Origin of the sequence: Pedobacter zeae (genome assembly GCF_014196715.1) — a bacterium.
GTDB lineage: Bacteria > Bacteroidota > Bacteroidia > Sphingobacteriales > Sphingobacteriaceae > Pedobacter > Pedobacter zeae.
This window is the reverse complement of sequence record NZ_JACIEF010000001.1, coordinates 1,495,306-1,510,294: the sequence shown is the minus strand read 5'-3', so window position 1 is coordinate 1,510,294 and position 14,989 is coordinate 1,495,306. Positions and strand designations below refer to the sequence as shown.

The following is a 14,989-nucleotide window of genomic DNA, read 5'->3' as shown; positions in this document are numbered from 1 at the left end:
ATAGGAACGTGCTTGCTAGATGTTATCTGGAGATGGCACAAGTTTATGGGGAATTTTTCTGGCTATCCGGTTAATATCCGTAATTTGGTTCTTTAATTTGCGACAGGCAAAACCCAATTGTTATGAAAACTAAGCTATTTTCATTTATATTTTTACTCGTTTTTGTAGTTCAGCTATATGCAGAATATGCCAAAAATACAGCGCTTAATTATTTCTCTAAGCCGTTAATTGTAGTGATACTTTTGATATGGCTCTACCTAAGTACGAATATAAAGGGACGTTTCCATAAAAGAATTTTTACAGGTTTGATTTTTGCGTGGCTTGGAGATCTATTGTTGCTGCTGCAGAACGGTAGAACAAGTTTCTTTATCTTCAGTTTAATCGCTTTTTTAGTTTGCCATATTTTCTATATCAGGGCTTTTATGCTCGATCACAAATCCAATCCAAACCATAAAACACCCTATTTTTTATGGGCAGTTGGCGCATTTGCTATTTTTTGCTCGGGTTTGTTCTTTTATTTACAGCCGCATCTTGGGCCCCTGCAGTTCCCGGTTTTAATGTATGCCATTATTATAACGGTTATGGCGATTATGGCTGTTAACCGATATGGGAAGGTGAATATTTTTAGCTTTAAAATTATCTTGTATGGTGCCTTATGTTTCTTGTTGTCTGACAGTATTTTAGCCGTTGATAAATTTGCACAGCCCATACCGCAGAGTGGCGTATTGATAATGGCTACTTATATGATTGCACAGTATTTAATTGTTTATGGCACAATTGAACGAAAGCTGGTGGTAACGAGAACGGAGGTATAATTTTTTGTACTTATCAGGCGAACAGCTGTTTTATCCGTCAGTAACCTAATAACACGTATAAGCTTATCCTTTGCAAATGTGAATTTTCGACACTGTTTTTAGGGATATTTAAACGGTATAATCCTATTTTTTGGTACATACCCGGATGAGATGTCAGAAAGACAATTTTTGGATACAAAGATTTATCTGCGTTACATGATGCAGTCAAACGGTTGATCTGGATTGTAACAGAAATGTGGGATTTGGAATAAAACCATAATCTCTATCTTGGTTAAAATAATTAACTAAATAGTACAAAAACCTAAACACACACATGAAAAAGGTATTTTCGATTTTTACCGCAGTATTGATCAGCGCGAGTGCATTTGCACAGAGCGATCCCAATTTAGGGATTATTCCTGCACCCGTATCAGTTACCAAGGCAAATGGAACTTTCATTCTGGATAAAACAACAGTTTTGGTAAATCAGAGTATAGACGGTTCAAAAATGACCGATTTATTGAACGCGTTTATTGTTACCAAGGCTGGTTTTGCTTTAAGAGAAACCAAAACACCCCAGCCTAACCAAAAAGCCATCGTTTTAACATCTGTTGGTGCAGATCAGCTACCGGCTGAGGGTTATACCATTAAAGTTACGCCTAAGCAAATTGTTTTAACAGGAAAAGGGGCCGGGCTTTTTTATGCTGTACAATCGGCCATGCAGATGATGCCTGATAAAGTAGCTGATAAGATTACCATCCCGGCAGTTAACATTAATGATTACCCGCGTTTTAGCTACCGGGGAACAATGTTGGATGTTGGCCGCCATTTCTTTCCGGTTTCTTTTATCAAAAAATACATCGATCAGCTGGCTTATTATAAAATCAATACTTTCCACTGGCATTTAACCGAAGATCAGGGCTGGAGATTGGAAATAAAAAAATATCCTAAACTTACCCAGATCGGTTCTGTCCGCAATGGTACCATTATCGGTAATTATCCGGGCAACGGCAATTATCTTACCCCGGTAAAAGGTTTTTATACCCAGGATGAAGCCAAAGAAGTTGTAAGATATGCGGCAGAGAAATACATTACCGTAATTCCGGAAATTGAATTACCGGGACATGCTTCTGCTGCAATTGCTTCATACCCCGAGTTAAGCTGTTTCCCTGACCGCGATACTTTTATCAGCGATAAAACCCCGTGGGCTGGCAGCAGAAAAGGGAAGCAGGTGCAACAAACCTGGGGTGTTTTTGATGATATCTTCGTGCCATCGGCCAATACTTTCACTTTTTTAGAAAATGTATTGGATGAGGTGATGGCGATCTTCCCTTCTAAATATATCCACATCGGGGGTGATGAAGCACCCAAAACCTATTGGAAAGAATCAGCTTTCTGCCAGAATTTAATGAAAGAGAAAGGCCTGAAAGATGAACACGAATTACAGAGTTATTTTATTCAGACCATCGAAAAGTATATGAACAGTAAAGGACGTTCAATTATCGGTTGGGATGAGATTTTAGAAGGTGGTTTGGCACCAAATGCTACAGTAATGAGCTGGAGGGGTGAAGATGGTGGAATTGCTGCTGCACAACAAAAACACGATGTCATTATGACCCCAGGTTCGATGGGTTTGTACATCGACCATAAACAATCAAACTCTCCTGATGAACCGGTAACCATCGGTGGATTTGCCCCTTACCAAAAAATATATGCTTACGATCCTGTTCCGAAAGTATTAACTGCCGAGGAAAGGAAATATATCAAAGGTGTGCAGGCCAACTTGTGGACTGAATATATTAAAACCACTGCCAAAGCTGAAAATCATGCCTTCCCGCGTTTATTGGCTTTGGCCGAAATTGCGTGGTCGCCGGTGGAGCGTAAAGATTTAAAGAACTTCTCAGAGCAGCGCTTACCGGTACATTTAGCACGTTTAGATAAAATGGGAATTAATTTCTGGGTGCCTACACCTATCGGGCAAAGTGATAAACCTTTAACGGGTGGCGACTTTACCATTGATTTAAAAGCACCGGTAACCGGAGCAAAAATTTATTATACCATTGATTTGGCACGCCCTTCAGAAAGCGCATTTTTATATACTGCACCCTTTAAGATTACTGTTCCACAGGGAGAAAAAAGGGTATTAAAAACCATTGTTATTGCGCCAAGTGGCAGAAGAAGTGTAACTGCAGAAACGGTTTTAAACAACGGGGCACCTGAAGTTAAAGCTGACGCGAAGAAATAAAATCTGTTGCTTAGATAGGCTAAAATTCTTAATTTGGGACAACCAAAATGAACCCAAATAGAATGAAACTACAGAAATATACATTACAGCGCCTTTTGTTAATTACAGGGGTGCTGTTTTGTTTTGCATGCACCGAAGAAAAGCCTAAAGAAGTTAAAACTGAAACGGTCAAAGTAGAAAAGAATCCTTTCCGTTTTTATAAAGATATAGAAGTAAAACCGGGTTTAAATTTCGAAGTTGTAAGCTGGGGAAAAGGAGTAGACTCCATTGGCGGATACCAGATCTTAATGTCAGATTCAGTCCGCAAGAGTTATAAATCGATTGCCGTAGACCGCAAAGGCGTTATCACCGATGCCTGGAATATGGATCTTGATAATGATGGAAACCCCGAACTGTATATTCAATTGTTAAGCAAAAAAGATGTTTTAGATCTGAATGTGTTCGAATATGCTGGGGGCAATTTCAATAAAATCAGTTTTCCATCATTAAGCTCAAGCCAGAAAAAAGGTTATACCGGCAAGGATAAATTTTTCATTAAAAGTGGTGATCTTTTCCGCTCTTTTCCGGTAAAGGATGCAGCAGACAGCACAAAAACAATTACCAAAACCTATCAATATAGATTGAGCGGAAATAGTTTTACGACAAGCGAAGTGAAGCCTGAAGAGAAAAGGTGAATTAAGGCATAGGCTAAAAGGTTTGGGAGTTAAAATTGATGGTTTAGGATAAAAAGAGTAAGGCCTGCAGCATACGAAGCAGCGTCATGCCTGGGATAAATTCAGGATGACGAATTTTAAAAACGATGAACAACCAGCAATTTTCAATTATCGATCGTATCAGGAGCTTTAAATACGCATTTAATGGCTTAAAACTCTTTTTCATTAACGATCATAATGGGAGAGTTCATTTGTTTGCCGCTTTAGCAGCCATCGCTTTATCCTTCTATCTTAAAATATCGCGTATAGAATGGATTGCAGTTTTATCCGTTATTTCAATGGTTTTTGTAGCCGAAATTATCAATTCTTCTATTGAGAAACTGGCCGATGTGGTTTCACCGGATTATCATCCAAAAATTAAGGTAGTAAAAGACCTTGCTGCAGCTGCAGTATTGGTTGCTGCAATTTTAGCGGCAGCGGTTGGTGCCATTGTATTTATCCCCAAATTATTTCTGTAGTTCGGCCAGTGCTGCTCTCGATTCGTTTATTCTATCCTGGATAATTTCATCCCACCTGGCCTGCATTTTATGGTTGCTGCCATGTTCGGTTTCATCGTCATAATTGCGCTGCATGGTATCAAAAAAGCTGCTGATCTGGTTGGCCAGATCCGAAATTTGCGCCTTGTAATTGTTAACCGAATAATTCCGGTTTTTCAATACCCTTTCGGCTTCTAAAAGCAAGATATACTGAATATTGGCATGTCCCTGTTCGTGGTGTAAAAGGCTTGCCCGAATTTGAGGATCTTTAATTTTATCCCATTTTACCCACGATCTGTTTTTATCGATACTCACATCGTTTTTAAGCCTGATCACTACCCGGTTGCGGTAAACGGTACTTTCATAACTGTATTTCCATGTCATGGCAGTTAAAGCTAAAAATGGCGATCGCATATCTGCTTTACCTTTAAAGTGGGTTTCCCAATCCAGTTGGACCGGTTGACTGAGGTCTTGTTTAAAAGCAAAAGTGCAGGGCAAAGCCAGCAAAAATAGTAAAGGTATAATCAGTTTCTTCATGTGTCGGTTTTTACAACGAAAAAACCGTGCCTAAAATTATTCCGGTGTAGAAATCTGTGCGCTAATGCGCTCAAATTTCTCGATCAATAAAGAAATACGTTCTTTTTCCCTGCTTATTACCGCTTTTCTTAAAATAGTGGAGCAGAACAACATCCATAATGCCGTTAAGCCTACAGCCAAAACTTTCTGCACTGTATTAAAGTGCGCGAGAATTTCTACAAAATAGAAAATAATACCTAAAGAAAGCGCAATTACATAGAACCAATACAGGGAGTTGTATAGTTTATAACGGTTTAACTGATAGGTTTTTAAATTGTTGAGGTACTCGTGCGGATGTGCGGTAAAATCAGTTTTCGAAATCAACCTGTAATCGCGGTACAGAATTAAGGTGTATACACCAATAGCAATAATGGTAATGCTGATGCCCACATGGGTAGTCCACGATTCGAAGTGAAAAAATATCCATAAGGCGGCGATGGCTATAAAAGAGGCCAACATACCCAAAATGTTTAAAGCCGATTTTAGCTTTAATCCATTTACTTCTTTCTTCGCTTGCTGCAGCATTTCATCGGCAGAAACCTTAACTTCTACCTCGTGCTTTTGCCACAACTCCTGTATTTGATCAAACGCTTGCATACTGGCTATATAATTCTGTTAATTTTTGTTTAATTCGGTGAATTTTTACCCTCAAATTGCCTTCACTTATTCCTGATATGTCTGCAATTTCGTGGTATGGTAACTCATCAAGTACCATGGTAATAATCAAACGGTCGTTTTCTTCAAGCTTTGATATGCATTTATAAAGCAGGGCCACCTGTTCATTCTTTTCCGAAAATTCCTCTACTTTATTCTCAATAATATTATCTGTTAATTCGTCTTTTGCCTGCCTTTTTTCCGACCGCAAATAGGTTAAACAGGTATTTACTGCAATCCTGTAAATCCATGTAGAAATTAAAGATTTGTTCCTGAATTTGTCCAGGTTTTGCCAAACCTTTAAAAATGTTTCCTGTAAAAGATCATTTGCAGCGTCGGTATCGCCAGTATAACCATAACATAAATGGAATATCTTTTTGGAATTTGAATCGAAGATCTCTTTAAATAACTTGTCTTTTTGTTCCATTTAGGGAATGATAGTTGCGTTTTAGATGAGGATGTACACTTTTTGTTACATCCGGAGCCAAAAATAATATATTTTTTGATGCCGTTGAGTCAAAAATTTTTAACCACAACTTCCAACCAGTTTTCGCACTTGTGTGCAGCTATTGCATGGAGAGTTGAATTTATTTTTGCTTCGCCGAATGGTTTCACTCAGCTACAATGAAATAACTTTTTTAAGGTCGCTCGTTATCAAAATTTGTTACACGAAGTAAATGTTGTAGTTTTACCAAATTAAGAGTACTACAAACTTTTTATATTCATGAAGAAAAACAAACTCACGCTTTTTATTTTCATTGCGCTGATTGCGGGTATAGCACTTGGCTATATTTTAAATGTAAATTCCATCGGTTTTTATAACCAAAACATACTCAACGCCGATGCAAAGATTAAAAGTATAGAGGTAAGTATTGCCAAATCAACCGATACCACAAGCATTGCTTACACACAGTTAAAGGCTGAAAAAAAGGCCAATTCCAAAATCAAAAAGGAGAATGAAGACATCAGGGAGAAGAAACTGGAATATTTTACGCTCCTGAGTGATATTTTTCTACGCCTGATTAAAATGATTGTTGCCCCGCTGGTATTTACCACCCTGGTGGTAGGGGTAGCCAAAGTTGGCGATATCAAAGCCGTAGGACGTATAGGGGGTAAAACATTGGGTTGGTTCCTGGCCATGTCATTAATGTCGCTGGTACTGGGAATGATCCTGGTAAATCTTTTCGAGCCGGGAAGACACATGAAATTATCCTTACCTGATCATTTGGTGAATACAGGCATACAGAAAGCCGCCATGAGTGTTAAAGATTTTATTGCACATGTTTTTCCGAAAAGTATTGCCGAATCAATGGCAAATAATGAAATTTTACAGATCGTGGTATTTTCGTTGTTTTTTGGTGTGGCAACGGCTGCAATTGGCGATTTAGGACAGGTAGTAATAAAAGCTTTTGATGCGATTGCCCATGTCATCTTAAAAATGACTGGTTATGTAATGAATTTTGCCCCATTAGCCGTTTTTGGGGCCATGACAGCCATTATAGCCAAGCAAGGCCTTAACGTTTTGAATACTTATGCGATATTTATTGGGGAGTTTTACTTCGGGTTGGGTATTTTATGGTGTCTGTTGATCTTTTTAGGGTTTTTAATACTGAAAAAACGCATTTTCCGCCTGGTAAACGATATGAAAGAACCAGCTATCCTGGCTTTCAGTACCGCAAGCAGTGAAGCCGCTTATCCAAAAACCATGATGTTATTGGAGCGTTTTGGCTGTAAAGATAAAATTGTAAGTTTCGTTTTGCCTTTGGGTTATTCATTTAACCTGGATGGTTCGATGATGTATATGACTTTTGCTTCCCTGTTTATCGCCCAGGCTTATGGTATCCATTTGGGCTTTGAACAACAGATTTCCATGCTTTTAATCCTTATGCTTACCAGTAAAGGGATTGCCGGTGTGCCGAGGGCATCTTTGGTCGTAATTGCCGGAACAATAGCCAGTTTTAATATCCCTGAGGCAGGTTTAGCCTTGCTGATCGGTATAGATCCTTTATTGGATATGGGCCGTTCTGCAACCAATGTGGTTGGAAACAGTATTGCTACCGCTGTTGTAAGTAAATGGGAAGGGGAGCTTAAGGAGGCTTAAGTCGGTAGTCTATCATTCGATGCGTTCATCTAATAGTTCAATATTTATTCAATAATTCAATATAAAAGTGTCAAGTAGAGGAAAAAAGATATTCTTAGCCATTACCATCATCGTTCCGATGATTATTTATTGCTACATCTATTACAAACCGATTATTCAGAATGCGCCGTTCAGAAAGGCTGATTTTGTATCAATGGAATACAAATGGGGTATAAAAGATACTTTAGAAAACAGCTACAATTCGGCTACGGGCGAGTACCAGTACGTAACCAAGTCGGATTCGACGATCCGCAAAAAGATTTTTTTAAAGAGCGATGATATTCTTTATATGCATGCTAAAGCAAATGAAATCGGACTCTGGAATTTTCCGGATACTATTGGGAAAAAAAGTCCGAAATCAATGGCTGTTCCCCGTTACGATCTGCTGTTTAAATACAAAGAAAAATCCAAACATGTAGTTATTTACGGCGATTTTGATGGTAACCCTAAGCTGCTGGATGCTGCTGTACAAATGAGAAAGGTGATTGAAGATACTTTGAATCAGGCGGAAAGAAGAAGCGGAAAATAGTTGAGGGTTTGGAGCTGGGTGTCTGGAGTCAATTAACCCATTTAAACGATCAATCAATTTCCCCTTGATATGTCGCCCCGTGAGAGATAAAGATCACTATAATATATTAATAAGAGCGCCTTACGTTCTGGATCTTCCCGAAAAATCGTCATTGGTAAAGGCCGCCAATAGCAGCCGGATCAAAGGAGGTTTAATTGGGAGATTAGCATCGATTAACCGGTTGAAACAATTAACCGGTTAATCGATTTTTTTATTAGGATGTTTTCGTATATTTACGATATATTCGTAATAATGGAAAAATTAACATTACAGGAAGAAGAGGCTATGCTGGCCGTTTGGCAGCTGGGTAAGGGCTTTATCAAAGATTTTATGGATGCACTGCCTGAGCCTAAGCCACCCTATACCACACTTGCTTCTACCATAAAAAACCTCGAACGCAAAGGATATTTAGTAAGTGAAAGGTTTGCCAATGCCAATCGCTACAGTGCAAAGATTAAGGAAGCCGATTATAAAAAACGTTTTATGAATGGCTTCGTAAATAATTATTTCAAAAGTTCTTACAAAGAACTGGTGGCATTTTTTGCCAAAGATAAAAAGATAAGTGCCGAAGAATTAAAAGAGATAATCAACCTGATCGAGAACCCTGAAAAGTAAATGCCATGCCAGCTATCTTTATCATTCTTTTAAAGATTAATCTTGTACTGATCTTATTTTCAGCAACCTACTACCTGGTGTTGCGCAGGCTAACATTTTATTCTATCAACAGGATGTTTCTGCTGTTTGGGATACTGTTTTCGTCAGCTTACCCGTTTATTAACCTTACTGATTTTTTTGCAGACCGGAAAGCGGTTCCGGCATTTGTACCCCGGTTCAATCAGCAGGTGAGCCAATTGGTGCAACAAAATGCTGTTTCGGTATTCTGGCAAATATTAACCATACTTTTTTATATCGGTGTGCTGGTAATGGCTTTAAGGTTATTGGTGCAATTTATTTCCCTTTACAGGGTGCATAAAAATTCTTCGCCCGATCGTCTGGCCGACTATGAGGTGAGGATATTGAACGACCAGGTAAGCCCCTTTAGTTTTTGGCAAACCATTTATATTAATCCTACCCTGCATAAAAAGCAGGATTTGAATAATATCCTTGAACACGAAAAAGTACATGTAGAAGAGTGGCATACAATCGATATTATCCTGGCAGAATTTTGCATCGTTTTTTATTGGTTTAACCCTGGGGTCTGGTTGATGAAAAAAGCGGTAAGAGAAAATATTGAATTTATTACCGATGCCAAAATTTTAAAAAAGGGGATTGATAAAAAGGCTTATCAATACAGTCTGTTGGATGTGGGTACCTTACAGCCATCAGTAGCTATTGTCAATAATTTCAATTTGTCTGATCTTAAGAAACGCATTAAAATGATGAATGCCAAGCGCTCATCCAAAGTGAATTTAACACGGTATTTATTTGTCCTTCCGGTATTGCTTTGCGTTACCCTGGCATTTACCATCGATAAAAAAGAGATAAAAATACATTTGGCGCCTTTAGCCACAATGGTAAATGATGTTTTGCCTCAAAAAGTATCCGACAAAGCAGCGATAAAACCAAAAACTGTTCTTAAACCCAGGGTAAAAAAGAGAACATCGATCGATACACTAAAAGCACCGGATACCGGTACAAAAATGACTTTTATTTTCAAAAGCATTGCGAGCGGGGTGGATTCTTCCAGGAAATCAATGGAGGAAATGTTAAGTGGACAGGGCAGGAAAGTAAAGATTATGGGATTTAAAACGGACGGTAATTTTAAAGGTAAAACCTTCGTACAGCATTTTAGCTTTACGGATACCACAAAAGCAGAAGATCAAAATATTGATGTAAATGTTCTGGCAAAAAGTGGCAACGACTTACCGGAATTGCCGATGCCTAAGAAAAAGGGGATTAGCTATATGTATATTGTGAAATCGACCGCCACAATTTCTGATGCGAAAGAAGGAAATCAGCAACCTGTTGGTGATAGGACAAAAGTTGCCGAAAACACTTCTTATTTTCTTAACGGAAAGAAGATTACGAAAGAAGAGCTTGATAAACTTAATCCTAATAAAATTTTTGACATAAAATTTGATCGGAATGATCAGACTATTCAGATTACAACAAAGCCTTAAATCGGGCATTTAAAGGATTAATATCTCATAAGTTGCCCTCATTTTGAGCAGCGCAGTGTAGTCAGGAACCACGTATTGCTCGGCGAAGCTAAATCTGTTATAGACCTCTTTCCTCCTGCAAAGGGCAGACATTCCACTGCGCTCCAACCGGGATCACGACTTCGGTATTTAAAAACTAAAAGTTGCTTTTAACATAGCCACTCTTCCGGGAATGTAATACGTTCCTGTAGTAAGTGAGTTTGCGGAAAGGTAAACAGCATCAAAGCTTTTGATATTTGCTAAATTGGTTATGCCAAATTCGAAATCTGTTTTCATTTTCAGGTATTTGTATTTAATATTCATATCAGCAAAAAGATATTTTAAATTGGGCTGGGTAGATTGATGCGTAAATAAATGTTCGGCAGATAAGTTTAAGTATACATTTTTAACTGTGGCAATGGCCAGGGTAGACTGTTGCCTGAGCTGCTGAAAATTTGTTTTGATTGCATTGGCCACTTTAGCTTTGTTGTCGGTTACCGAAAAATTTGCCAGGTAAGACCAATTGATAAAGTTGGTGAGTTTTGCTTCTATTCCCAGTTTGTATGAGATGGTTTGGGCAGTAAACGCAAACAATTCATTGTTCTGTAACTGATCGTATCGGCTCTGCGAATAAGTAATACCCCCACTAATGGTACTTTTCAGGGCAAAAAGATACTTACTGGCGTTTGTGTTAAAAGATAACGTACGGATGTGGTTGCTGAGGGGCAATACCACCCTTTGCTGGATATTGTTACTTAAACTGTAAGAAGAAATGGTATTCAGTTCTACATCATTGTAGCTCGCCATCAAGTTTACAAACAACATCTGCATCGCTTTTCTATAGTTAAACCCTGCAGCAATGTTATGGGCTTTCGACTCAGAAATGGGAGCATCATTGGCAAAAAGCGATCGGTAGTTTTTTAACACCGTGCCACGGTAAACGTCATCTATTCCGCCTAAATCGTTTCTGAAGCTATAATTTGCGGTCACATAATTTTCTACACTGGTTTGGTATTTTATATTCAGAGAAGGGTTTAAGAATAATTTATCGAGCCTTTTATCCAACTGGTTGATGTCATCGCTGTATTTAATCAGGTTATAACTCAAAGGCAAACTTAATCCGGCTTTTAATTTATCGTTGGTAAATTCGTATGTGGCATCGGTATATAGCTTGGTTTTTAGCCAGTCGAGGTCATTTACGGTATGGCCTGAAACGGCTTCGGTTAGCCCGTTGTTCTGCGTGCGATAAAGTTCCGAATTGAGCTTTTGTTGCTGCACATTAAAACCTGCCTTATAAGTTTGAACGAAACGGTTGTTTACAAAAGCAAAGGAAGCATAGTTATTGGTGTACCAGGTTGGTATTCGGATATACTGGCTTAAACCAAGGTAACTGTTTCCATTGTTTAGGATATCGGCATTAAGCCCCGGCGTTATATTTAAGTTTTCGGGTTGTGTAGTGTGGTTTAAATAGGAGTAGAGGTTAATGACATCTTCTGACTTTAACTTTTTACGATAATTAAACTCATTCGAGATATCGAGCGTTTCCTGTCGCAATACCTGGTTTGCCGGGATGTTGTTAATCACAAAACCCGAAGATGTTTTAAAAGGGGTATAATCGAGTACGAAATTATTGTTCAGGTAATATTTGTCGGCATTCCCGTTAAGGTTAAATTGCGCTCTTAATTTCTGAGGATTAATGGTGTTGTTCTGCGATTCCGAATAACTGATGGTCTGTCCTGAAAGATAGGTCTGCGAAAATTTATTGTACTGTTGATTGCGATGATCGTAGAGGTAAGAAAGATTTGCCCTTAACTGTAAATCCTGATTAAACTTGTACAGGTTATTCAGGTTAAGTAACCCTGCTTTGTTGAAAAGATACCTGCTTTGTGGTAAAGAGGGCACGCCCGCGGCGCCTGTAGAAAGCAGGGCATTCGGCCTGTCATTATCCAGTTTTTTTAAGTAATCAGATAAGTTATGCGAGGTGAGGTCAATACCCGGGTCATTACCTATGTTATTGCCCTTAAGGTTGTTGATGAATTTGAGCTTTTTATTGAACAGCATGGCCGTTAAGTTTTCATCAAAACGTGCTGGCATACCTGCACCAACGGTGGCATCGCCCATTACTTTAAGTTTAGCTTCGTCTTTAAGTACCAGGTTCAGGGCTACATCATCGCTCATGTTGTTTTTGCGCATCATTTTAATCGGCTGATCATTCTGGATAACCTGCACCTTATCAACAGCGCTCTGCGGGATGCTTTTGGTGCCAATATTGTACTTGTCATCCAAAAGGTTGTCGCCATCCACATACAGGTTAGAAATGGATTTTCCATTATAACTGATTTTTCCATCTTCGGCTACTTCGATACCCGGCATTTTCTTAAGCACATCGCCAATGCTCCTGTCTTGTTTATCTGCAAAATCAGATGGCCTGTAATTTAAGGTATCGCCGCGGGCCGTTAACGATGGCCGGTTTTTAACGGTAACTGTTTCCAATGTGGTTTCGCTGGGGTGTAAGGTCAGGTCGTAGCTTTTAGCTGCATCAGTTACCGTGGTAACCAGTTTTTTATAGCCAATACTCGAAGCTTCAATTTTGTAACCTGCAATCTGGTCATTTTTGAGCTCCATACTAAAAGCGCCGGTTTTGTTTGTACGGGTAAAATTAATGATGTTGCCTTCGGCATCCTTTAAAGTTACATTAACCGATTCGACTCCTTTACCGCTAACATCTTTTACGAGACCCTTAAGTGGCTTCTGGGCAAAAACAGAAAAAGCTGCCAGCAGCAGCCAGCAGGTTAAAGTGAGCTTTTTCATTTTTTGTTTTCAATTTCAATCGGGTTATTTACTTCGGCCTTAACTGTAGTTGTGCCTTTAGGACGTGGTGCCTGATTCATTCTGAACGAGCCTTGCATGCCATTTGCTGCCATTTGTGCCTGCATAAAGCCTTGTGGGTCTTTATCGCGGGCAGCTTTAAGTTTATCCAGTTCTTTCCGGGTGGTTTTTATTGCATCAGTAGGTAATTTAATTTCAGGACCCAGGTAGCTTGTGTTTACATCTATGCCCATAATTTTTACTGAACCCACGCCGCCATTTGGGGCTGCGATTTTAACATCACCGTCGGCATTGGTAGTAGCATCTGCTTCCTTCACATTTTCGAGCCCGGCAAATTCAAATTTCACTTCTTTTTTGTCGTCATAAGCTTCTATAATTAAGCCGGGGAGACCGTTTAATTTCCACGGACCGCTTTGAAAAGGAATCTCGGTAGCAAACCAGGCGATCCAGTTGCGGCCTTTAAAACGTGTTGTTGCCTTCTGGCAAGCTACCCCCGAAAAACTCATCGTATCTTTTAGTATTTTCCAGTCTATAGTAGCGGCAGGTTCTTCAACCAGGTAATTGTTAAACAGGCGTTCTTTGGTAATCATTTTGTGCTCGTTGGCAAAAAAGAAATAATCTTCCTGGGTAGGCTGGGTTTTCATTTCGCTTTTCACTTCTATTTTCACGTTGCCATTGCCGCTTTGGTTTTTGATCTGTTCCTGTATCTGCTTTTGCATGTTTAGCGCTTGGTTCATTTTATCGTAGCTGGTATAAACAGATGCATTTTTGCCGGTAACCAGGAGCATGTTTTCAGTCTTTGGCTTATCGCGTTGCGTCGTATCCTGTATATGGGTAAAAGTGTAACGTACCCTTGCCAGGGCTTTATCCGGGTTTTGAGCTTTAGCGGTTAGGGTTAGCGCTGTGGCTAAGCAGAAAGGTAATATTCGTTTCATCATAATTTGTTTTAGTGTCTATTTATTTTTCGTAAATCTACGAATATCTCGTAGATAAGAAATTGATTTAACATTTTTTAACGAAAAGGAGATAGGAGAACTAACACTGTTATTATTAGGAAAGGAGCGGGTGGTAGTTCTTGGCGGTGTGCAATCCTGCTTTTCATTTCAAGTCCTCACTGCGCTCCGGGCTTTACATTGCAATCAGGTTTAGGAACAAGGGTTTGTACTCTCTGCAACCTCTTAAATGAAATACTGCTGTGGCCACCTAGCCCCTGTTGAAGCGTTACCCTGCAGCAACGAGGAATCCCGAACTTTCGGGAAAGCGTAAAAGCAGAAAACGGGAAGAAACGGAGTGTTTTGTACAGGCATTGCGCTCCAAATAATGTTCGTGTTTTCGAGGCATGCTGTTCAAGATTTTTTCTGGTGGTTGTGCCTCACCGACCGAAACCTAATGTCATGCGCTTATGATACTTAATTCTTGTTAGGAAAGGAGCGGGCAGTGGTTTCTGGCGGTGTGTAGTCCCGCTTTTCATTTCAAGTCCTCGCTGCGCTGTGGGCTTTACATTCCAATCGGGTTTAAGAACAAGGGTTTATACTCCCCGCAACCTCAGAAATGAAATACTGCTGGCCACCTGGCCCTGGTTGGAGCGTCACTCAATGTCGTTAAGTTGAGCTCTCGGTGCGTAGGCATAAGGATGCGCACAGATATAAAATCTGTGTTATCTGGCACATCTGTGGTTAAAACTCCAATTATATTAGTGTTTTCGTGGCAGGCTGTTGAGGAATTATCAGACGGTGGTTTTCGAAAAGTATAAATTTAAAATCGATCTTTGAAATCCTAAAATCCTCCAAATGCTGATTGTGTACCATTTTAATGAAAAATATTTTCGATATGTATTTGTGTGTTAATTGAATTTG

Annotated in this window: 13 protein-coding genes; 8 read left to right on the top strand and 5 right to left on the bottom strand. The window is 39.3% G+C overall.

All coding sequences use genetic code 11. The annotated features are described in order from the left end of the window. The first annotated feature begins 122 nt into the window (after window positions 1-122). The 4 genes from GGQ60_RS06225 (at window position 123) to GGQ60_RS06210 (ending at window position 4,210) form a co-directional block, all read left to right on the top strand. A complete protein-coding gene (locus GGQ60_RS06225; RefSeq protein ID WP_183760958.1) occupies window positions 123-815 on the top strand; it encodes a lysoplasmalogenase in 693 nt (230 codons plus the stop codon). A gap of 313 nt (window positions 816-1,128) precedes the next feature. Continuing rightward, the gene (locus GGQ60_RS06220; protein WP_183760956.1) at window positions 1,129-3,039 is read left to right on the top strand and encodes a beta-N-acetylhexosaminidase; all 1,911 of its coding nucleotides are present in this window, start codon (window positions 1,129-1,131) and stop codon (window positions 3,037-3,039) included. 62 nt (window positions 3,040-3,101) lie between these two features. After that, window positions 3,102-3,713: a hypothetical protein gene (locus GGQ60_RS06215; RefSeq protein WP_183760954.1), complete on the top strand. Its 612-nt coding sequence runs from the start codon at window positions 3,102-3,104 to the stop codon at window positions 3,711-3,713. A gap of 125 nt (window positions 3,714-3,838) precedes the next feature. Further along, complete coding sequence (locus GGQ60_RS06210) at window positions 3,839-4,210, top strand: diacylglycerol kinase family protein (RefSeq protein ID WP_183760952.1); 372 nt, start codon at window positions 3,839-3,841, stop codon at window positions 4,208-4,210. On the opposite strand, the gene GGQ60_RS06205 is transcribed toward GGQ60_RS06210, so the two are convergent. The 3 genes from GGQ60_RS06205 to GGQ60_RS06195 are packed head-to-tail and all read right to left on the bottom strand — an operon-like array spanning window position 4,199 to window position 5,885. Then, window positions 4,199-4,765, bottom strand: a complete 567-nt coding sequence (locus GGQ60_RS06205) for a DUF922 domain-containing protein (protein ID WP_183760950.1) — start codon at window positions 4,763-4,765, stop codon at window positions 4,199-4,201. The two genes, GGQ60_RS06210 and GGQ60_RS06205, sit on opposite strands and share 12 nt — an antisense overlap. A 36-nt stretch (window positions 4,766-4,801) precedes the next feature. Next, a complete protein-coding gene (locus GGQ60_RS06200; protein WP_183760948.1) occupies window positions 4,802-5,401 on the bottom strand; it encodes a hypothetical protein in 600 nt (199 codons plus the stop codon). Next, window positions 5,388-5,885 carry an RNA polymerase sigma factor gene (locus GGQ60_RS06195; protein WP_086546642.1) on the bottom strand — a complete coding sequence of 166 codons (498 nt, stop codon included), beginning with the start codon at window positions 5,883-5,885 and terminating at the stop codon, window positions 5,388-5,390. The genes GGQ60_RS06200 and GGQ60_RS06195 overlap by 14 nt, the downstream gene beginning before the upstream one ends. 297 nt (window positions 5,886-6,182) lie before the next feature. Here GGQ60_RS06195 and GGQ60_RS06190 point away from each other — a divergent pair, with 297 nt between their 5' ends. From GGQ60_RS06190 to GGQ60_RS06175, 4 genes are all read left to right on the top strand, one after another. Next, the gene (locus GGQ60_RS06190) at window positions 6,183-7,559 is read left to right on the top strand and encodes a dicarboxylate/amino acid:cation symporter (RefSeq protein ID WP_183760945.1); all 1,377 of its coding nucleotides are present in this window, start codon (window positions 6,183-6,185) and stop codon (window positions 7,557-7,559) included. 67 nt (window positions 7,560-7,626) lie between these two features. Next, window positions 7,627-8,127, top strand: a complete 501-nt coding sequence (locus GGQ60_RS06185; RefSeq protein WP_183760942.1) for a hypothetical protein — start codon at window positions 7,627-7,629, stop codon at window positions 8,125-8,127. A 291-nt stretch (window positions 8,128-8,418) separates the two neighbouring features. Continuing rightward, window positions 8,419-8,781: a BlaI/MecI/CopY family transcriptional regulator gene (locus tag GGQ60_RS06180; protein ID WP_183760939.1), complete on the top strand. Its 363-nt coding sequence runs from the start codon at window positions 8,419-8,421 to the stop codon at window positions 8,779-8,781. A gap of 5 nt (window positions 8,782-8,786) precedes the next feature. Beyond that, window positions 8,787-10,286 (top strand): M56 family metallopeptidase, encoded by a 1,500-nt coding sequence (locus GGQ60_RS06175; RefSeq protein WP_183760936.1) that lies wholly within the window; start codon window positions 8,787-8,789, stop codon window positions 10,284-10,286. A 168-nt stretch (window positions 10,287-10,454) separates the two neighbouring features. Here the strand turns inward: GGQ60_RS06175 and GGQ60_RS06170 are convergent, their stop codons facing one another. Together GGQ60_RS06170 and GGQ60_RS06165 are read right to left on the bottom strand one after the other, a co-directional pair. After that, window positions 10,455-13,115 (bottom strand): TonB-dependent receptor, encoded by a 2,661-nt coding sequence (locus tag GGQ60_RS06170; RefSeq protein WP_183760933.1) that lies wholly within the window; start codon window positions 13,113-13,115, stop codon window positions 10,455-10,457. Further along, window positions 13,112-14,071, bottom strand: a complete 960-nt coding sequence (locus tag GGQ60_RS06165) for a GLPGLI family protein (protein WP_183760930.1) — start codon at window positions 14,069-14,071, stop codon at window positions 13,112-13,114. The genes GGQ60_RS06170 and GGQ60_RS06165 overlap by 4 nt, the downstream gene beginning before the upstream one ends. Window positions 14,072-14,989: the final 918 nt, after the last annotated feature.

Bases quoted from the DNA above. Each gene is read 5' to 3' on its own strand.
- GGQ60_RS06225 (WP_183760958.1), top strand. From the start codon at position 123: ATGAAAACTAAGCTATTTTCATTTATATTTTTACTCGTTTTTGTAGTT.
- GGQ60_RS06220 (WP_183760956.1), top strand. From the start codon at position 1,129: ATGAAAAAGGTATTTTCGATTTTTACCGCAGTATTGATCAGCGCGAGT.
- GGQ60_RS06215 (WP_183760954.1), top strand. From the start codon at position 3,102: ATGAAACTACAGAAATATACATTACAGCGCCTTTTGTTAATTACAGGG.
- GGQ60_RS06210 (WP_183760952.1), top strand. From the start codon at position 3,839: ATGAACAACCAGCAATTTTCAATTATCGATCGTATCAGGAGCTTTAAA.
- GGQ60_RS06205 (WP_183760950.1), bottom strand. From the start codon at position 4,765: ATGAAGAAACTGATTATACCTTTACTATTTTTGCTGGCTTTGCCCTGC.
- GGQ60_RS06200 (WP_183760948.1), bottom strand. From the start codon at position 5,401: ATGCAAGCGTTTGATCAAATACAGGAGTTGTGGCAAAAGCACGAGGTA.
- GGQ60_RS06195 (WP_086546642.1), bottom strand. From the start codon at position 5,885: ATGGAACAAAAAGACAAGTTATTTAAAGAGATCTTCGATTCAAATTCC.
- GGQ60_RS06190 (WP_183760945.1), top strand. From the start codon at position 6,183: ATGAAGAAAAACAAACTCACGCTTTTTATTTTCATTGCGCTGATTGCG.
- GGQ60_RS06180 (WP_183760939.1), top strand. From the start codon at position 8,419: ATGGAAAAATTAACATTACAGGAAGAAGAGGCTATGCTGGCCGTTTGG.
- GGQ60_RS06175 (WP_183760936.1), top strand. From the start codon at position 8,787: ATGCCAGCTATCTTTATCATTCTTTTAAAGATTAATCTTGTACTGATC.
- GGQ60_RS06170 (WP_183760933.1), bottom strand. From the start codon at position 13,115: ATGAAAAAGCTCACTTTAACCTGCTGGCTGCTGCTGGCAGCTTTTTCT.
- GGQ60_RS06165 (WP_183760930.1), bottom strand. From the start codon at position 14,071: ATGATGAAACGAATATTACCTTTCTGCTTAGCCACAGCGCTAACCCTA.